Annotated in this window: 18 protein-coding genes; 12 read left to right on the top strand and 6 right to left on the bottom strand. The window is 42.2% G+C overall.

All coding sequences use genetic code 11. The annotated features are described in order from the left end of the window. Window positions 1-303: 303 nt before the first annotated feature. The 6 genes from clpB to NTX44_09050 all read right to left on the bottom strand — a co-directional run bounded on the left by clpB (window position 304) and on the right by NTX44_09050 (window position 7,412). The gene (gene clpB / locus NTX44_09075) at window positions 304-2,937 is read right to left on the bottom strand and encodes an ATP-dependent chaperone ClpB (protein MCX6121758.1); all 2,634 of its coding nucleotides are present in this window, start codon (window positions 2,935-2,937) and stop codon (window positions 304-306) included. A gap of 367 nt (window positions 2,938-3,304) precedes the next feature. Further along, window positions 3,305-3,673 carry an endonuclease domain-containing protein gene (locus NTX44_09070; protein MCX6121757.1) on the bottom strand — a complete coding sequence of 123 codons (369 nt, stop codon included), beginning with the start codon at window positions 3,671-3,673 and terminating at the stop codon, window positions 3,305-3,307. Between the two features lie 265 nt (window positions 3,674-3,938). Beyond that, on the bottom strand, window positions 3,939-4,202 hold the full coding sequence (locus NTX44_09065; protein ID MCX6121756.1) for a hypothetical protein: 264 nt from the start codon (window positions 4,200-4,202) through the stop codon (window positions 3,939-3,941). A gap of 189 nt (window positions 4,203-4,391) precedes the next feature. Beyond that, window positions 4,392-6,368: a molecular chaperone DnaK gene (gene dnaK / locus NTX44_09060; protein ID MCX6121755.1), complete on the bottom strand. Its 1,977-nt coding sequence runs from the start codon at window positions 6,366-6,368 to the stop codon at window positions 4,392-4,394. Window positions 6,369-6,514: 146 nt separating this feature from the next. Then, window positions 6,515-6,979, bottom strand: a complete 465-nt coding sequence (locus tag NTX44_09055; GenBank protein ID MCX6121754.1) for an Hsp20/alpha crystallin family protein — start codon at window positions 6,977-6,979, stop codon at window positions 6,515-6,517. Window positions 6,980-7,007: 28 nt separating this feature from the next. After that, a complete protein-coding gene (locus NTX44_09050) occupies window positions 7,008-7,412 on the bottom strand; it encodes an Hsp20/alpha crystallin family protein (protein MCX6121753.1) in 405 nt (134 codons plus the stop codon). A 389-nt stretch (window positions 7,413-7,801) separates the two neighbouring features. Here NTX44_09050 and NTX44_09045 point away from each other — a divergent pair, with 389 nt between their 5' ends. The 12 genes from NTX44_09045 (at window position 7,802) to rarD (ending at window position 18,656) form a co-directional block, all read left to right on the top strand. Further along, window positions 7,802-9,226 (top strand): M20/M25/M40 family metallo-hydrolase, encoded by a 1,425-nt coding sequence (locus tag NTX44_09045; protein MCX6121752.1) that lies wholly within the window; start codon window positions 7,802-7,804, stop codon window positions 9,224-9,226. A gap of 91 nt (window positions 9,227-9,317) precedes the next feature. Next, the gene (locus NTX44_09040; GenBank protein ID MCX6121751.1) at window positions 9,318-10,115 is read left to right on the top strand and encodes an aminoglycoside 6-adenylyltransferase; all 798 of its coding nucleotides are present in this window, start codon (window positions 9,318-9,320) and stop codon (window positions 10,113-10,115) included. 35 nt (window positions 10,116-10,150) lie between these two features. Continuing rightward, window positions 10,151-10,771 carry a hypothetical protein gene (locus tag NTX44_09035; GenBank protein MCX6121750.1) on the top strand — a complete coding sequence of 207 codons (621 nt, stop codon included), beginning with the start codon at window positions 10,151-10,153 and terminating at the stop codon, window positions 10,769-10,771. 19 nt (window positions 10,772-10,790) lie between these two features. Next, window positions 10,791-11,195 (top strand): DUF1761 domain-containing protein, encoded by a 405-nt coding sequence (locus NTX44_09030; protein ID MCX6121749.1) that lies wholly within the window; start codon window positions 10,791-10,793, stop codon window positions 11,193-11,195. Between the two features lie 46 nt (window positions 11,196-11,241). Further along, the gene (locus NTX44_09025) at window positions 11,242-11,763 is read left to right on the top strand and encodes an isoprenylcysteine carboxylmethyltransferase family protein (GenBank protein MCX6121748.1); all 522 of its coding nucleotides are present in this window, start codon (window positions 11,242-11,244) and stop codon (window positions 11,761-11,763) included. A gap of 158 nt (window positions 11,764-11,921) precedes the next feature. Beyond that, window positions 11,922-12,530 carry a hypothetical protein gene (locus tag NTX44_09020; GenBank protein MCX6121747.1) on the top strand — a complete coding sequence of 203 codons (609 nt, stop codon included), beginning with the start codon at window positions 11,922-11,924 and terminating at the stop codon, window positions 12,528-12,530. 255 nt (window positions 12,531-12,785) lie between these two features. Next, complete coding sequence (locus tag NTX44_09015; protein ID MCX6121746.1) at window positions 12,786-13,901, top strand: rhomboid family intramembrane serine protease; 1,116 nt, start codon at window positions 12,786-12,788, stop codon at window positions 13,899-13,901. Window positions 13,902-14,107: 206 nt separating this feature from the next. Further along, on the top strand, window positions 14,108-15,115 hold the full coding sequence (locus tag NTX44_09010; GenBank protein ID MCX6121745.1) for an NAD(P)-dependent alcohol dehydrogenase: 1,008 nt from the start codon (window positions 14,108-14,110) through the stop codon (window positions 15,113-15,115). A 13-nt stretch (window positions 15,116-15,128) separates the two neighbouring features. Continuing rightward, window positions 15,129-15,776 (top strand): methyltransferase domain-containing protein, encoded by a 648-nt coding sequence (locus NTX44_09005; GenBank protein ID MCX6121744.1) that lies wholly within the window; start codon window positions 15,129-15,131, stop codon window positions 15,774-15,776. 31 nt (window positions 15,777-15,807) lie between these two features. Beyond that, window positions 15,808-16,800 carry an NAD(P)-dependent alcohol dehydrogenase gene (locus NTX44_09000; GenBank protein MCX6121743.1) on the top strand — a complete coding sequence of 331 codons (993 nt, stop codon included), beginning with the start codon at window positions 15,808-15,810 and terminating at the stop codon, window positions 16,798-16,800. A 202-nt stretch (window positions 16,801-17,002) separates the two neighbouring features. Beyond that, a complete protein-coding gene (locus tag NTX44_08995) occupies window positions 17,003-17,410 on the top strand; it encodes a hypothetical protein (protein ID MCX6121742.1) in 408 nt (135 codons plus the stop codon). A gap of 337 nt (window positions 17,411-17,747) precedes the next feature. Continuing rightward, window positions 17,748-18,656: an EamA family transporter RarD gene (gene rarD, locus NTX44_08990; protein ID MCX6121741.1), complete on the top strand. Its 909-nt coding sequence runs from the start codon at window positions 17,748-17,750 to the stop codon at window positions 18,654-18,656. The last annotated feature ends 59 nt before the right edge of the window (window positions 18,657-18,715 follow it).

Genomic DNA, 18,715 nt, shown 5'->3' with positions numbered 1-18,715 from the left:
CCACAATCTGAATTCTACCAATCTCGTACTCCTGCCTGCCGCTGGCATGGATTGTACGTTTCTAATTTCCCGATAAAAATATAGTGCAGACATCCATTCGTTACAAACATGTGTTTCTTATGGAGTCTTTCATTCAAATCTGAAATCCACCAATCCCATAGGCCTGCCTGCCGCAGGCAGGGATTGTACGTTTATAATTCTCCAAAACAAATATAATGCAGAACTCCATAGGAGTTCCACACATACTGATTAGTAAATCCGAATTATCTGTAATGTTCAATTGTTATATTGAATAGTTACAAATTATTTCAATGATTCCGGTTTCACTTTTTTCACGAACGCAATCATCCCGCGGTTATCTGTGCCAATCTCAACCGTATCTCCATCCACAACGTCACCGGAAAGAAGTTTTTCTGATAATATGTTGATAACATATTTTTGAATCACTCGTTTCAATGGCCGCGCACCATAACTTGGATCGTATCCGATTGTCGCAAGACGCTCTTTCGCCTCAGCAGTAAAATTTAATATAATATTCTTATCTGCCACCAGTTTCTGCACTTGTCGCAATTGCAGCTCGACAATTTTTTCCAGTTCAGTCATTGTGAGCGGTTTGAAAAGAATGATCTCGTCAATGCGATTGAGAAACTCCGGACGCACAGATTGTCTGAGCATTTCAAGAAGCTGTACGCGCAGTTCACCCATCAGGTCGTCGCGATTCTCTTCTGTCAACGTATCCATCTTCTCTTGAATCAGTTGAGAACCAAGATTCGATGTCATAATGACGATGGTGTTTTTGAAATTCACTGTCCGCCCTTTGCTGTCCGTCAACCTGCCTTCATCCAGCAATTGTAAAAGGACATTGAACACTTCCGGATGCGCTTTTTCAATCTCATCGAGAAGAACAACCGAGTACGGTTTTCTCCGCACTGCCTCTGTTAACTGACCGCCTTCTTCGTAACCAACATACCCCGGCGGTGCGCCGATTAGCCGCGATACGGAAAACTTTTCCATGTATTCTGACATATCAATCCGCACAACAGCATTTTCATCATTGAAAAGAAATTCAGCAAGTGCTTTTGCCAATTCAGTTTTCCCAACGCCGGTACTGCCGAGGAAGATAAACGAACCTATTGGTTTCCGTTCATCCTGCAATCCTGCACGACTTCTTCTAATTGCATCTGCCACAGCTTTTACAGCATCTTCCTGATCGATCAACCTCTCATGAATCCGATCTTCTAAATGGAGAAGCTTCGTCCGATCGCTTTCTAACATACGTTGGACAGGAATGCCGGTCCATTTTGCAACAATTTCTGCAATATCTTCCGCATCGACTTCTTCCTTCAGCATCTTTTGAGTCTTTTGTACTTCGTTCAATTTCAGCGATGCTTCCTTCAATTGCTTTTCTAATCCTGCAATAACACCGTAACGCAATTCTGCCACACGGCCAAGATTGCCTTGCCGCTCTTGTTGTTCTGCATCCTTTTTTGTGTTGTCAATATCTCCCTTCATTTTTCGGATGGATTGAATCAATCCCTTTTCCAACTGCCAGTGCGCCTTCAACTCGGAGCGAGTTTGATTCAAGTCGGCAAGTTCGTGTTCGATTTCTCCCAAACGAGATTTCGAGTCAATATCTTTCTCGCGCTTTACCGCTTCACGCTCAATTTCTAATTGTTTGATTCGGCGTTCAACATCATCCAATTCTTCCGGCATCGAATCGATTTCCATGCGAAGTTTCGAGGCAGCTTCATCCACTAAATCGATTGCCTTGTCGGGCAGGAAGCGATCTGATATATAACGGTGGCTTAACTGCGCTGCCGCAACAATTGCGCCGTCCGTGATACGTACACCGTGATGCACTTCATACCGCTCTTTGAGTCCGCGCAAAATAGAAATCGTATCTTCCACCGTCGGTTCTTCCACAAGCACCGGTTGGAATCGCCGTTCCAGTGCAGGATCTTTCTCGATATATTTTCGATATTCATCAATAGTCGTGGCACCAATGGCTCGCAAGTCACCGCGTGCAAGTGCCGGTTTCAGCATATTCGACGCATCAACGGAGCCCTGAGCTGCGCCAGCGCCAACGAGTGTATGCAGTTCATCGATGAAGAGAATAATTTCCCCGTTCGAATCGGTTACTTCTTTCAGGACCGCCTTTAAGCGTTCTTCAAACTGTCCACGGAAGCTTGTGCCTGCAACCAGCGTTCCCATATCGAGTGCAATAATACGCTTCGTTTTCAAACTCTCTGGAACATCGCCCTGCACAATGCGCTGCGCAATACCCTCTGCAATTGCTGTTTTGCCGACACCCGGATCGCCAATAAGCACTGGATTATTCTTTGTACGGCGTGAAAGCACTTGAAGTACACGACGAATCTCTTCTTCGCGTCCGATGACCGGATCTAATTTGCCTTTACGCGCGAGATCGTTCAGGTCGCGTCCAAACCGCTCGAGAGATTGGTACTTATCCTCCGGAGTCTGGTCGGTCACACGCTGTGTGCCGCGCACATCTTTCAGCGCTTTGTAAATACTTTCTTTGGATACACCTTGATCAGTTAACAGTTTCGTCACAGATGACTTTGCTGCAAGTAATCCCAGGAGTAAATGTTCGGTGCTGACATATTCATCTTTGAGCTGCTGCGCTTCCTGCTGTGCAGATTCAAAAACTTGCCCGAGTTGAGGTGAGATATGTTGATTACCGAGACCGGAACCTTGCACTTTTGGCAAATGTTCCACCGTCTCGTTAATTTTTATTTTGAGATAGTTAACGTTAGTACCAAGTTTTTGCAGGATCGGCACGACGATGCCTTCGCTATCTTGCACCAGTGCCGCCAACAAGTGCTCTGGTTCGACAACTTGATTGCTGTAACTTGATGCAATCTCCTGTGCATTCTGCACAGCTTCCTGAGATTTAATTGTAAATTTATTGAAATTCATGATTACCTCTGTTTACTCGGTCTTTTATACAATCATAATAAAAAACTTCTTCCTCTTTAGGGAGCCGGAGACCTGATAATATGGCGGATGAAATCCACTTCAACTTCTAGGATTGTGTCATTCATTTTGTCAGATAAATATTTCAAAATACAATAACATAATGACCTCACCCCGGCCCTCTCCTGAAGGAGAGGGAGTTTTTGCCTATTTTTTTGAACCGCTTCTTGAGATCTAATTATAAATTTATTGAAGTTCATGATTACCTCTAATATTTAAAAAGAACAACAATCAACTCCTTCCCCTGTAGGGAGCCAGAGGCATAGAATAACATGTGCGAATGCACATAACTATTTTCGACAGGATGGGGTCATTTTTTATCCGGTAATTTTTCCCAAATTGTTTCTAATACACCATCCATATTCTCAGTCACTTCCGTATTGTTAAATCTTAACACAGTAAATCCTTCATTTGTAAAATATTGATCTCTTAGTTTATCCTGTTTAATTGCATCCTCTTGATAATGTTGGTAACCATCAAGCTCGATAACAAGATGTGCTTCAAGAGATATAAAATCAGCAATATAATTACCGAACGGAACTTGACGCCTAAATTTTACACCAAGTTGGTGAGATCGCAGCTTTGACCAAAGTTTTCGTTCAACATCGGTCATTGTCTTTCGCAACATTCTTGCAGTCTGAATATTGCGATGTGGATATTTTAAAATATACTTGCCCAACGATCTTAACTCTGACGTTTTTATTCTTTTACAATTCCTTCCACTTTAGGGAGCCGGAGGCCTAGAATAATATGTGCGAATGCACATGACTATTTCCAATAGGATGGGGTCATTTTTTTCTTTTTTTGACCTCACCCCGACCCTCTCCTGAAGGAGAGGGAGTCTTTTCCCTATATATTCTGCACCGCTTCCTGAGATTTAATGGTAAATTTATTAAAGTTCATAACGGTTATCAGTTAATAGTGATCAGTGATTAGTTTTTGCATCACTTTGTGTCTTCTCGATTTTGATTGTTTTCTTCTCCACTCTCTTGTTCTTTCCACTTCTTTTCTGCCTGCTGCTCTATCACCGTTTCAATTGCATTCTGTTCATCTTTTCCTCCCATATCATGCAATGCTGCCATTGAAGCAAAACTGCCGGACCGCTGTAAATCTTTTTTGTCTTTATGTGCAATTGTATAGATAATGACAGTCAGCAGAGAAATGATAATTCCGATGAATAATAAAAGTGCAATTGTTGAGTTGGACATTTTACTTTCCTCTCTAGTAATCGCAACTATGATTTTCTGTTTGTGTGGGAAGTAATTCCCGACACCACCGCAACAAAAACGAAAGGCGAGGGATCTCCTCGCCTTTCGTTCGTATCTCAGATCGGTGAGTATTCACCAAGCTCTCTGTTATCTTTTGCTCATTTACTCACATACTTTATACTCATCGACTTACTTATCGTCCACCACCTCGAAGTCGGCATTCTCTACTTTCTTGCCGCCTTGATCGCCGCTTTGCTGTTGCTGCGGACCTGCACCCGGTTGGCCGCCTGCGAATGGACCTTGTTGCTGTCCACCTGCTCCTGGTTGCCCTGTGGGCGGTGCTTGTTGACTTTTCGCCGACTCATACATCTTTGTCGATGCTTCATTCCAGGCATTGTTGAGCGCTTCTGTCTTAGCCTTAATATCCGTGGGGTTGTTGCCCTTGATTGCTTCTTCAAGAGCATTTGCTGCTGCTTCCACTTTCGACTTTGTGTCGGCGTCCATCTTATCGGCAAGGTCTTTCAGTTGCTTGCGTGTTTGGAAGACGAGATTGTCCGCTTGATTCTTCGTCTCGATTTCATCTTTCCGCTTCTTATCTTCAGTGGCATGTGCTGTCGCATCTGCCTTCATTTTCTCTACTTCTTCTTTGCTCAATCCGCTGGAAGAAGTAATACGAATGGATTGTTCTTTGTTCGTTGCTTTATCTTTTGCAGAGACATGCAGCATGCCGTTCGCATCGATATCGAAAGTAACTTCGATCTGAGGGACACCGCGCGGTGCAGGCGGAATACCGTCTAAATGAAATTGGCCAAGCGTGCGGTTATCTACAGCCATTGGACGCTCACCCTGTAAAACGTGAATCTCTACAGAGGGCTGGCTGTCCGATGCCGTTGAGAATATTTCACTTTTCTTTGTCGGAATAGTTGTGTTTGCTTGAATCATCGGCGTCATCACACCGCCAAGCGTTTCGATACCGAGCGATAATGGCGTGACGTCAAGCAATAGTACATCTGTAACATCGCCGGAAAGCACACCGCCTTGAATTGCTGCGCCTATTGCAACAACCTCATCCGGATTTACGCCTTTGTGCCCTTCTTTACCAAAAATATCCTTTACCAACTGCTGAACACGCGGCATACGCGTCATTCCGCCGACGAGAATAATCTCATCAATCTGATTCGGATTAAGTCCGGAATCCTTTAGTGCTTTTTCCACTGGCGGGAGACAACGCTGTACTAAATCTTCCACAAGTTGTTCTAACTTCGCCCGTGTGAGCGTCATGTTTAAGTGCTTTGGGCCTTCCGCTGTTGCCGTGATAAACGGCAGATTAATTTCCGTCTGCAGCAACTGAGATAGTTCCATCTTTGCTTTTTCAGCTGCTTCACGCAAACGCTGAAGTGCCATAGGATCTTTGCGAAGATCTATACTTTCTGTTTTCTTGAATTCATCTGCAATGTATTCAAGCACACGCATATCGAAGTTATCGCCGCCAAGGTGTGTGTCACCGTTCGTCGATTTTACTTCGAACACACCTTCACCTAATTCTAGCACGGAGATATCAAATGTTCCGCCGCCAAGATCGAATACTGCTACTTTAGAATCTTTGTGCTTTTTATCCAAACCGTATGCCAATGCCGCCGCAGTCGGTTCGTTGATAATACGCCGGACATTCAGGCCGGCTATTTCACCTGCTTCTTTTGTTGCCTGCCGCTGTGCATCATTGAAGTATGCGGGCACTGTAATAACCGCTTCAGTGATTTTTGTACCAAGGTAATCTTCTGCTGTCTGTTTCATTTTCTGAAGAATCATCGAAGATATTTCAGAAGGCGAATAGACGCGATCACCTATCTGCACACGTGCAGTGTTGTTATCGCCATGAACCACATTGTAAGGAACCAACTTCATTTCTTCGTTCACTTCATTGAAGAACCTTCCCATAAAGCGTTTAATAGAAAAGACGGTATTTTGTGAATTCGTCACTGCTTGACGCTTAGCAGCCGCTCCAACAAGCCGTTCACCTGACTTTGCAAATCCAACTACCGATGGTGTGGTACGCGCACCTTCGGCGTTTGCAATGACAACGGGATCATTGCCTTCCATCACCGCAACAACCGAGTTGGTTGTTCCAAGATCAATACCGATTATTTTTCCTGCGTTTTTTGACATTGTGTAACTCCTTTTACTCTCGCGGCTTGTATACCGCTGCTCTGTGGATTTATGCGCCAACGGGCCGGATTTGTTCCACTTCAAACCCGACCCTGATTGACGCGTTGATCGATCAATGGATGAATTTTATTCATCCACGTTGTTTATTATTTCACTTTGACTTCTATTTGCTTTGGTTTCGCTTCATCGGCTTTCGGCAATGAGACCGTCAAGATGCCGTCTTTGTACGATGCATCGATCTTGTCAGATTTTACCGCAGCCGGAAGTGTGAAGGATCTTTGGAAAGAACCATAACCCCGCTCCACGCGGTGATAATTCTCCTTCTTCGTTTCCTTCTCGTGTTTCTTCTCACCACGGATCGTCAGGATGTTGTTCTCAAGCGTGAGTTTCACTTCATCCTTATTCACTCCGGGTAATTCCACCTTCACCAAATATTCATCATCATGTTCGGCAATATCAACTGCTGGCGTCCACGATGAGATTGCATAATCTTCATCGGTTGTGCCGCGGAAGAAACCATCGAACATTCTATTCATTTCCCTCTGAATCCCAAACAGATCAGAGGGCCAGGTCGCTAATTCGCGAGCTGGATTCCATCGTACGAGTGACATACGTATACCCTCCTTTAAGATTGTTTATTTAGTTAATTGATATTTCTCGCGCCTTGACCGCTTCGGTTTTCGGCAGCGTGATTGTTAAAATACCATTGCTCATTTCTGCGAATATCTTGGATGCATCTACTTCAAATCCTAACTTCACTGAACGTTCGAAATTGTCAGATTGAGTTTCTTTCAAAAGAATTTTCGCTTTTTCCGACAACTCAACGGGTTTTCGTTCCCCGCTGATCGTTAATACATTCTTCTCGAATGTAATCTTCACATCTTCCTTCTTCATGCCGGGCAATTCTGCACTGACAACGATTTCATTTTCTTGTTCGATAATATCGAGCGCCGGAAATTCTGTACTAACCGGGACTCTATCTGTTGCAAGGAAATCATTCATCAAACTGTCGCAAGTTCTTGGATAATCAAATCGTACTAACATTGGTGTATCTCCTTATGATTAATTTATTGTTGTGCTATACTATATACTAACGGTGTGCCAACAGAAAAAATGCGGATTATGGTTGATTTTAGAGGATTTAAAACCGCAGTACGGCATTATGGCAGTTCGCCTGCCAATGTTTCCGATAGAAGAAACGCAAGTTGGCAGAATTTTAAGAAGATATGTCAGGAAGAAAATATCCGATTAATCCGTAATGTCTAAAAAGCTCTCGACCATGAGTGATTTCCACAAAACACACGGCGGATAAATGAACTCACCAACAAAACATTACGAAGGATTTCGATGGAAGAAAATTTTATATTATGTTTTAAAACCTTCCTCTAATAAAGATTCAGAACAAAAAGATAAACGTGAAACAGAAAATATCTATGAACAAAATATTCGTGTCCATCGCATGTATAATATTCATTGCAATAATTGCGGAATCAGTTAATGTTTTTTCACAGAACTCCGGAGACTCCAATGCATTCGCGAATCATCAGAAATTAGCGCGCGATATATTCCGAGAACTGATCGAGATTAATACAACATTAAATGTCGGCAGCACTAAAGCAGCTGAGGCGATGGCTGCACGGCTGAGAACGGCAGGTTTTTCAGAGAGTGATATCCAGCTTGTAGGTCCACGACCAGAAAACATGAATCTCGTTGTACGATACCATGGCAAGAGCACGCGTCGCCCCATCCTCTTGATCGGTCACCTTGATGTTGTTGAAGCGCTCCGCCAGGATTGGTCGTTCGATCCGTTTACCTTTCTTGAAAAGGACGGATACTTTTATGGCCGGGGAACATCCGACATGAAATGTGAAGATGCGGACATCGTTGCAAATCTTATTCGACTGAAGAGTGAGGGATTCATACCGAATCGCGATATTATTGTTGCATTGACCGAACAAGAGGAAGGCGGCAACGCAAACGGTATTGCTTGGCTCCTTGCAAATCGCCGTGACCTCATCAATGCAGAGTTCGCTATCAACCTCGAAGGCGGCGGCGGTGAGATCAAAGCCGGCAAATCGATGCAGATGGAAGTCCAAACGAGTGAGAAGATTTATATCAGTTTCCAACTTGAGGTGAAAAATCGGGGCGGCCATAGTTCCATACCGGTAAAGGACAACGCCATCTACCGCCTCTCAGCCGGACTAAACCGTTTGGCACAATACGACTTTCCAATCCGTCTTAACGAGACAACTCGATCGTTCTTTGAGCGAGCTGCGATCAAAGAGACTGGCCAAGTTAAAGCCGATATGATTGCACTTCTGAAAACGCCTTTGGATACAGCTGCTGCAAATCGCCTCGCGTCATCCTCTTCTTACTACAACGCGATGATGCGGACAACCTGTATACCGACAATGCTGAGCGGCGGGCACGCTGAAAATGCTTTGCCGCAAACAGCAAGCGCCATCGTAAACTGCCGCATGCTTCCCGATGACTCTGCAGAAAATGTACTGGCAACACTTAACCGCATACTTGCCGATAATCAGATCATAGTTACGCAGCGGGGGCAGCCGCAAGCCGCACCGCTGTCACCTCTCCGAAAAGATGTTATGGACATCGTCGAGAAACTTACCACGTCGATGTGGCCCGGTGTGATAGTGACGCCTATCATGTCCACCGGTGCATCAGATGGTAGGTATCTGCGGCAGGCGGGCATTCCAGTGTACGGCGTGTCGGGAATCTTCGCGGACATAGATGATGTACGCGCGCATGGAAGAGATGAGCGCATCGGAGTAAAGGAATTCTACGAAGGCGTCGAATTCATGTACAAATTTATCAAGATCCTGACTTCCGGATCATAGTTTTCTGAATCGAGAATCTTGGATTCAAAACAAAGGCATTAGTGGGGTCAGGAATTACTCCCTGACACAAAACTTTCGATATGATTGAATAATGACTATACACAAAGATTTTGTAAAAAATATTATAGAAATAGTTAAGACTGACCCGACTATAGCGGGATTAGTCGTTGGTGGTTCTTGGATTGAAAATAATATTGATGAATTCTCCGATCTTGATTTAGTTTTAATTACAGATCGGCTCGTCTCTGACGACTTCAATAAAATGTATGGCTATGCTAAACGGTTCGGCAATCTCTTAAATGCATTTACCGGAGAACATGTTGGGGAAAAAAGGCTGCTCATCTGCATGTATGATAACCCGCTGATTCATGTCGATATAAAATTTATTGTCAAGGAAGATTTAAAACATCGAGTAGAAGATCCTATTGTTTTATGGGATCGAGATGGATCGATCATGAAAATTATTGAGACCACAACCTCGGAATGGTCAGCAATAAATTTTCAATGGATTGAAGACAGGTTTTGGACATGGATTCATTATACAGCAACCAAACTTGGGAGGGGAGAATTATTCGAGGCACTTGATTGCCTTTCGTTTTTGAGAATACATGTATTATCGCCCCTCTTACAAATAACATGCGGGCAAAAGCCGCGCGGACTTCGGAAAATAGAGCAAACATGCCGCAAAGAAGATCTTCTAAAATTGCAGGAGACAATTTCCACATATTCAGTGGAATCTATCGCTCTTTCCTTGGGGAAGGCTATAGAAATGTACCAGGAGCTGCGAAGAGAACTCTTCAAAGACAATATTGTTCTCCGCAAGGATACAGAGAAGAGATGCGTTGATTATTTTTATGAAATTAAAGAAAGAATATTGACTGATTCATAGTAAATAATTCGAACGTTCACATCAAAGGAGCATCCATGGAATATTTATTCACTGCATTACTGTGGGCAGGCTATTGCGCACTTCACAGTTACCTCATCAGTGTGCGATTCACAAATTTTGTGATACGCTCATTAAAGAACTATTATGCCTTTTACAGACTTTTTTACATACTCATTTCGTTGATACTGCTTATTCCATTAATTAATTTTACATCACACATTGATACAAACGTCATTATAACGTATTCACCGCTTTTGTCTTTTGTACGGTACGTACTCATTTACGGATCCCTGTTTATGTTCTTTTGGGCATTTTTCTTCAACTACGATTCTTTATCGTTTTTTGGAATCCGCCAAATACTAAATTTCGGGAAGGAAAATAAAACAAATCCTTCGGACGCGATCAAAAGAAATGGATTATTAGGAATAATGAGGCACCCGATGTATTTAGCTTTGATCATATATTTATGGTGTCAAACTTTCAGAGTCATGGATATCGTTATCAACACAGTGCTGACGATTTATGTCCTTATAGGAACGAAGCTTGAAGAAGAGAAACTTGTTTTAGAATTCGGCGACACGTACGTCAAGTACCAGCAGGAAGTACCTATGTTAATCCCATTTACTAAAATTAGAGATAAGCAAATTTCATCTTGAATTATGCGGAGCAAGGCTTATGATGAACTTTCAATTTACAGACATCAATCTATTAGCTGTTTTTGTTGCATGGATCGTTCATATAGCGATGGGGCTTATATGGTTTCGTCCAGAACTATTTGGCAACGAATGGTCGAGGTTGACAGGCAAAGAACTCAAACCCGCATCACAATGGATTATTCCGGGATTCATCGGACATCTCATGATGATTTTTGTCTTGGTCATTCTTATTAAGCTTACGAACTCAAGCAATGGTATGAGCGGTATGCTTATCGGACTGCTTGCATGGATTGGTTTTATTGTACCCATGGAGGTTGGCGAATTAGTCTGGGAGAAAATACCATTCAAGTTATTTTTGATCCGAATCGGAAATCATTTCTTGGGCTTTGCCGTTTCGGGTTTTATTTTAGGTGCATGGCAATAAGCGAGTTAACAATACACTATAACACTTACTAAGGATGAATAGGATTATGGACAATAATTCATTTTTTGTATTGGTCGCAGTGTGTGCTGCCACTCATATTATCAGGTTTGTGTATGAAATATTAAAGCACAAGAAGATATTAAATCCTAACAAACTCTCTTTTGTGATTGTATTTACCAATATGTTTTTATTATGGACATCATGGTTTATTTTGTGCAGGTTTGATATCTATACAATTAATATTCCTGGCATCGTACGGTATTTGGGCATTTTGTTAGTTGGCATTGGAGTAATTCTCTTTTTTGTAGCGCTAATCACGATTAGAAGTTTAGAAAGTTATGAAGGAGATCTGATCACCAAAGGTATCTATTCAAAGATAAGACATCCGATGTATTTAGGATTTATACTGTGGCTCATCGGCTTTCCTATTTTCAACGGAGCTCTTATTTCATTTATTCTTTCGTTTGTATTTATTGCGAATGTCTTATTCTGGAGATCTTTGGAAGAGCAAGAGTTAGAAAAAAGATTCCCTTCGTATATGAATTATAAAAAGACGACTATTTTTTAGAGAGCAATGAATCACTGCAAATCCACCTAAAAGATGGCGCGTAAGTGCTTGGGAGCAAGGACAACAAAACACGTATAAAAATGTTGAACGATTTTCACAGTTAATACAAAGGTGGTTGAAGACTTTAAAAAATCAGAGTGAACAGCTTTATGTGACCAATGAAAACGACTGAACATACTTCAATGTTGATACTAATCGTGATGCTGTCCTTATGGCCAATACATATCTCTGCACAACCCATCGAATCAATCGCAGAGAGAATCCCTGCCTGGCATGTGTCATTTCAATATTTGGGACTTACGTATCATCCCGATGGAGGAACCACACCTGAGGTGTATCCGCTGAAGCTCGACAGGAAGGCATATCTTGTACTGGATGTCGGTGTAGTAGCGAATCTCGACTATCGCATCAATAATTATTCCTTTCTCCGTTTCACAACGGCGTTGTACCAGGATTGTGCATTCGTCACGGGGGGATGTGTTCATGCAGGGCCGAGACTGCAATACTCCTGGGGTGATAATAGTATAAACGCAGGAATCGGTCCTATCTTGAGTTTCAGGCAAGACTGGCATCGATTCAAGGAATACCAAGGTGACGAGTTCTATGGTGACCGTGTGTATAAAGGCTTGCAGTACCGTTTCTTCCCGACTGCAATTGAATTAGAATATCTCCGTAGAATTAATGACTCGCTGGAATTTCAATGGTCGATTATCCCCGGTGCGCCACTCGTTATTACATCCTTGTTTGGAGTCCGATTCAGTTTATGAACACAAGGTTCCGCTATTGCTAGTTTGAATCTCATGTAAATGCATGCATTTTAGATCAAGAGGCTATACGCATAACATGATTGAAAAATAGAAAATTTCAATTGAAAAGGAGTTTGCAATGGATATCGTCATGAATTTTCGTTCCCAATCTCCCCGCCTGAACGGCACAGTCAGGCAGGCAATTGGGAATGTAAAGTCTTGAAGCTCCTCTTCGAAATGTTATTTCATTCTCACTACTAAACATGGAATACTGAGATGATGCTTATCCCCTACAAATTGGAATCGACTTTTACCCGCATACCATACACAAATGTCGCTCTCATCGTTATTACGTCCATCATTTTTTTCCTTCCCGAACAAATATTTCCCATGTCAGAACAACAATCATTTGTTCTTCATGATTGGGATGCTTCCGGCTTACTGGGAAACATGTTTTTGCACGGCAGCTTTTTTCATTTATTAGGCAATATGTTGTTTCTCTGGATATTCGGAAATGCAATCTGTGCAGTAGTTGGGAATGCCGCATATTTATTTCTTTATATCAGTCTCGGCATCGTTGCGGGTGTAACCCATCTTGCCATCGATGGGCACCCTGCCATCGGTGCGAGCGGCGCAATAAATGGTATTGTCGGTATGGCATTAGTTTTTTTTCCGCGCAATAAAATACACAGTTGGTATTTTTTTGCAATCCCTATTCTCTGGTTGTTCAAAGCAGGAACGTTTGCAACGAAGGCATATTGGTTGGTACTGTATTGGCTCGTGTTCGATATTCTCGGCAGTATGGGCTCCCCGGATGGCATTGCACACTGGATGCATATCGGCGGATTTGCAGGTGGTATGATCATTGCGATGTGTGCACTGAAATTTAATTTAATAGAAACCTACCATCTTACACTCTTCGATATGTTTGCTGGAAGGACAGAAGAGGATGAACTTGCCCGCACATTGGCTTTAGAAAAACAGGTTGCAGTCAGAGTGCCTGCAGAATTTATTGAGCCACAGGTTGAAAAAGCAAAAGATTCAATTTCTGTTTCACCAGCACTTCCTCCCCAACCGGTTCCGACAGCCCCGGATATTCAATTGAAACGTTGTGTAGGAGAAGCAACACTCGTCACATTATATATTGTCAACAACGGTGCTTCGATGAACTCTTTGAATTTAAAAGTCCCCCAGGGAGTAACGACGCAAATAAGTCAGGCGAAATGTCTTCGCCGTGGAGAATCGGGATGGATTCGATTTAGTACAGTCGACACTCCGATCGACAGTATCGAATTTATCATAGCATATCAGGATTCTAGAAATGCAGCGCATAAAATGCGATTTCGTTGTGTACCGCAAGCATCAACTCTTGAGGTCGTCTCTGCAGCTTAATCTTTTTTGACAGGCGATGGTTCGAATTTTACGATCTGCTTTCTAAAGGAATCTTTCACAAGAGATATTCATCGAAAGACACGTCATTCCCAATATCTTGTTGGGAATGGAGAGGGATGAAGCTCTGCTTCTTAAAGAGTTCCATACCCAAGCAGAGCTTAGGAACGAGTTTTTGAACACATCCAAGTAAATAGGAAGATTACAAAATGAAAGCAATGATATGCTCAAAATACGGATCGCCGGATTCTCTTCATCTCGAAGAGGTAGAAAAACCTGTTCCCAAAGACAACGAATTGCTTATCAAAGTTCACGCAGCTTCTGTCAATGCACTTGATTGGCACTTTTTAAGAGGCAAACCTTTTCTCGTGCGTTTACAATTTGGTTTTTTCAAGCCGAAAATCAGGATACTGGGCTACGATATAGCAGGCCATGTCGAAGCTGTTGGCAAAAAAGTAACTCAATTTAAACCAGGCGATGAGATGTTCGGTGGCTTAGGCTTCGTCCTGGGAGGCTTCGCCGAATACGCTTGCATTGCTGAAGACGGATTTGTGGCGCTGAAACCATCGGGCACAACATTCGAGCAAGCCGCAGCAGTGCCGGCTGCCGCAGTTACTGCACTAAAGGGTCTTCGCGACAAGGGACATATAAAGTCCGGGCAGAAGGTACTCATTAATGGTGCAGCTGGTGGTGTGGGTACATTCTCAGTGCAGATTGCTAAATCCTTCGATACGATAGTCACAGGTGTTTGCAGCTCACAGAAGCTGGATATGGTTCGCTCAATTGGAGCAGACAATGTTATCGATTATACCAAAGAGGACTTCACCAGGAATGGCCAAACTTATGACCTGATTCTCGATAATGTCGGGAACCGCACGGTATCAGACCTTATGCGAGCATTGAATCCCACAGGTAGATGCGTCATAGTTGGGTTTACTTCGATGGGACACATGCTCATGCAGTCCATTCTTGCACTGAGGGTTTCTAAATCAGAGGGCAAAAGGATCCTTTCTGCTTCAAGCGAGAAGCCGAACAGAGAGGATATCAGTTTTTTAAAAAAACTCCTTGAGTCCCGCAAAGTTGTACCTACTATTGACAGACAGTACCCATTAGAACAGCTTGCCGAAGCAATTGGTTATGTCGAAACAGGACACGCAAGGGCGAAAGTAGTCATTACTCATTGCCATAAATACAAAACCGAACAATGCATTAGCTAAAAGCGGTGAATACATGAATAAATCGGAAAAGTTTTGGGATAAGCACGTAAACGAATTTGATAAGGATAAGGAAAACAAGTCTTACACTGACATTAAGACTGTTGAAAACACAAATAAATATCTCAATCGTAGCGATATTGTTTTAGATTACGGATGTGCAACAGGAACAAAAGCTCTTCAAATTGCTGGAAATGTTAAAAAGATTTATGGTATTGATATATCGTCCAAAATGATCGAAGCTGCAAAAAGAAAAACTGCTGAGCGCAAAATTGAGAATGCAGATTTTGTACAGGCAACTATATTTGATAAGAGATATGATGCAAAATCATTCGATGTGATCCTTGCTTTTAATATTCTACATTTTTCAGAAGATATGCAGAAAGTTATGAAGAGGATAAACGAATTATTGAAATCAGGAGGACTGATTATTTCTGTAACTGCTTGTCTGGGAGAGAAGAAAACATTTTTAAGTATATTTATATCCTTCTCGATATTCCTCCTGCTTAAAATAGGGATGCTTCCCTATATGAGGTTCTTTAAAGTCTCCGAATTAGAAGATTTCATCACTCATGGAGATTTTCAGATTGTTGAAACTGAAAGTATGATTTACAATCACATAACTATTTATTTCATTGCAGCAAAGAAAATAGAGAGAACATAATGATCGATAAATTTCTAAAGAGGAAATACGTATGAGAGCAATTGTCTATACTGAATACGGACCACCGGAAGTTCTCCGGCTTAGAGAGTTAGACAAACCTGCTCCGAAGGACAATGAAGTACTAATTAGAGTATATGCGGCACCTGTAAGTTTCGGGGATATTATGGCTCGAAATTTTAGAAAAATCTCCCCCCGCAAGTTCACAATGCCTCTCCCCCTCTGGCTCCCCACGCGAATGTATTTTGGTTTCACAAAACCAAGAATCAGAATACTGGGAAGTGAGTTCGCCGGGAAAATTGAAGCAGTGGGAAAGAATGTCAAATTGTTTAAGGAAGACGATCAGGTTTTTGGATATCGCGGCCAACACTTTGGCACTTATGCAGAATATGTATGTATGCCTGAAGACGGAATAGTGGCAATCAAACCAACCAATATGACCTATGAGGAAGCCGCCGTCGTTCCTTATGGAGCAATAATGGCATCGAGTATACTTAGAAAAGTTAATATTCAGAAAGGACAGAAAGTCCTTATCAATGGCGCTTCAGGAGGGATAGGTTCAATGGCGCTACAACTTGCGAATTATTTCAGAGCAGAAGTTACGGGGGTATGTGGTACACCGAGATTAGCATTGGTGAAATCTCTGGGCGCTGACAAGGTTATTGATTATACAAAAGAGGATTTTACCGAAAACGGTGAAACCTATGATCTTATTTTTGATGTTCTCGGCAAGAGTTCATTTTCACGGTGTAAAAACTCGTTAAACCAAAACGGATGTTATCTGCTGGCCAGCTTTAAGATGAAACAACTTTTTCAAATGCTGTTGACTTCGATAGCAGGTAATAGGAAAGTAATATGTGCGATGTCATCCGAAATGGTTGAAGATTTAATTTTCATCAAAGAGCTTGTTGAGGCAGGGAAAATAAAATCAATCATAGACAAACGATTTCCGTTGGAACAAACTGCCGAGGCGCATCGGTATGTCGAAACAGGGCAAAAGACAGGAAATGTTGTAATAACTATTTAAAATGACTTTTTAAGGATCGACTACATAGTCGGTAAAATTGTTCTCTTTGTGTAAAAAGCATGTGAGTAGGATTTTCCTTATGACTGCTTTAAACCTATTGAAAAGCGTAAATTGTCAGACCTTAAATTAGGCATAGGATATGAGCCCCTATTCCTGAATCAATATATTGACATTGCTACATAGGTTTATTATATAGAATATTATGGGTCAACAACAGATAATAATTTTAGTCCTTGGGACAATAATTATTGGAATTGCTTTAGCCGTTGGAATTTTATGGTTTCAGTCAAATAGCATTTCATCAAACAAGGATGCGCTTATTGGAGATTTAAACAATATTTTGGCGGATGCTCATGCATATTATTTAAAACCAGCCTGTCTTGGCGGCGGCAATCACAGTTTTATAGGATACACTATTCCCAGAAGAATGAAAACATCTGATAATGGGACTATTAGTTTCACAGATAACCGACTCCCCGAATTCAATACTGTTTTCGTGACTGCAACTTCTTCCCAAAATGATGGAGTGATCACAGCCAAGATTGACATTTTTCATACTCAATTATTTGCTGTTACACCTAAACCCGGAACTGTATTTGATGACGAATAAAATTAAATTCGATAATTCATTCGCTACTACTTCTCCACAACACCTCTCTATATGTTGATTCCATAGAACAAAAAATCATTTTCAGATCACTTCATTCGTTTTCATTTTGATATCTCCACGGTATACTGGTATTCACCTATTTTGTCCTCAAGGATTAATTCCTTCGCATTCCCAATCTCCGAATAGAAATGGAAATTCTTGAACCTCCTCTTTGAAATGATATTTTGTGAATATTAAAACAGATTTGACTCCTTAAGTGTTTTCTGTGATGTCTTTTTTCCCTACCTTACATAAAAAATTATAGTTTTACCTCTTTTGAAGAAAACGAGAATTGTTGATGAACAAAGGAATGCGGTATGCCGTTGGTGCATACATCAGCTGGGGAGTTTTGCCGATTTATTGGAAGTGGCTTCATCACGTCCCTGCACTGCAATTAATAAGTCACCGCATTCTCTGGTCCTTTTTTGCACTGGTCGTCGTCATTCTGCTCACACGCCGCTGGAAGGAATTCCGACAAGCTGTTTTTACTCCGCGTGTTCTTCGAGTGTACAGTGCCGCAGCTCTCCTCATCGGCATCAACTGGCTCACGTATGTCTGGGCAGTTAATGCAGGGCACATTATTGAGACCAGTCTGGGATATTTCATTAACCCGCTACTCAGCGTATTAATGGGAGTCATCTTTCTGCATGAACATGTGCGGCCGCGGCAGTGGATTCCTCTCGGTCTCGCAGGTGCAGGAGTTTTGTATCTGACATTCGCGTACGGTTCCCTTCCCTGGATTGCACTCACCCTTGCTGTCTCGTTTGGCGTTTACGGACTTGTTAAAAAAATCGCTCCGCTTGGTTCACTCTATGGTTTAACATTAGAGACGGGCATTCTGCTGATTCCAGCGTTTGTTTATCTTCTGTATTCCGATATGCATGGATCGGGTTCGTTTCTCCATACTGGAACATCATCAGATTTTCTTATGATTGGTGCCGGACTAGTCACAACCATTCCGCTTCTCATGTTTGCTTCAGCTGCACAGCGCATCTCGCTTTCGCTTGTGGGCATCCTGCAATATATCGCCCCGACGCTGCAATTTCTCGTTGGTGTCATTATCTACAAAGAACCATTCACTCACATTCAATTCATCGGCTACGGCGTTGTCTGGGTAGCGCTGTTCCTCTTTGCAGTGGAAGGGTATCTTGCCTATCGATCGAAACCTGTTGCTGCAGCCGAAGGCATTGAGCAAGACTTGCTGTGAAAAGTAATCCTTATAGCCAGCTACTTGATTCCGGTTCATCTTGCATTTCATACGCATTT

This window comes from Ignavibacteriales bacterium, assembly GCA_026390575.1.
In the GTDB taxonomy this organism is placed as follows: domain Bacteria; phylum Bacteroidota; class Ignavibacteria; order UBA10030; family UBA10030; genus Fen-1298.
Note: the sequence above shows the minus strand (reverse complement) of the source record. Positions and strands in the feature narration are given on the sequence as shown.

Bases quoted from the DNA above. Each gene is read 5' to 3' on its own strand.
- NTX44_09040 (MCX6121751.1), top strand. From the start codon at position 9,318: ATGACTATACACAAAGATTTTGTAAAAAATATTATAGAAATAGTTAAG.
- NTX44_08995 (MCX6121742.1), top strand. From the start codon at position 17,003: ATGGGTCAACAACAGATAATAATTTTAGTCCTTGGGACAATAATTATT.
- NTX44_09065 (MCX6121756.1), bottom strand. From the start codon at position 4,202: ATGTCCAACTCAACAATTGCACTTTTATTATTCATCGGAATTATCATT.
- NTX44_09005 (MCX6121744.1), top strand. From the start codon at position 15,129: ATGAATAAATCGGAAAAGTTTTGGGATAAGCACGTAAACGAATTTGAT.
- clpB (MCX6121758.1), bottom strand. From the start codon at position 2,937: ATGAATTTCAATAAATTTACAATTAAATCTCAGGAAGCTGTGCAGAAT.
- NTX44_09015 (MCX6121746.1), top strand. From the start codon at position 12,786: ATGATGCTTATCCCCTACAAATTGGAATCGACTTTTACCCGCATACCA.
- NTX44_09045 (MCX6121752.1), top strand. From the start codon at position 7,802: ATGAACAAAATATTCGTGTCCATCGCATGTATAATATTCATTGCAATA.
- NTX44_09030 (MCX6121749.1), top strand. From the start codon at position 10,791: ATGATGAACTTTCAATTTACAGACATCAATCTATTAGCTGTTTTTGTT.
- dnaK (MCX6121755.1), bottom strand. From the start codon at position 6,368: ATGTCAAAAAACGCAGGAAAAATAATCGGTATTGATCTTGGAACAACC.
- NTX44_09025 (MCX6121748.1), top strand. From the start codon at position 11,242: ATGGACAATAATTCATTTTTTGTATTGGTCGCAGTGTGTGCTGCCACT.
- NTX44_09020 (MCX6121747.1), top strand. From the start codon at position 11,922: ATGAAAACGACTGAACATACTTCAATGTTGATACTAATCGTGATGCTG.
- NTX44_09010 (MCX6121745.1), top strand. From the start codon at position 14,108: ATGAAAGCAATGATATGCTCAAAATACGGATCGCCGGATTCTCTTCAT.
- rarD (MCX6121741.1), top strand. From the start codon at position 17,748: ATGAACAAAGGAATGCGGTATGCCGTTGGTGCATACATCAGCTGGGGA.
- NTX44_09050 (MCX6121753.1), bottom strand. From the start codon at position 7,412: ATGTTAGTACGATTTGATTATCCAAGAACTTGCGACAGTTTGATGAAT.
- NTX44_09055 (MCX6121754.1), bottom strand. From the start codon at position 6,979: ATGTCACTCGTACGATGGAATCCAGCTCGCGAATTAGCGACCTGGCCC.
- NTX44_09035 (MCX6121750.1), top strand. From the start codon at position 10,151: ATGGAATATTTATTCACTGCATTACTGTGGGCAGGCTATTGCGCACTT.
- NTX44_09000 (MCX6121743.1), top strand. From the start codon at position 15,808: ATGAGAGCAATTGTCTATACTGAATACGGACCACCGGAAGTTCTCCGG.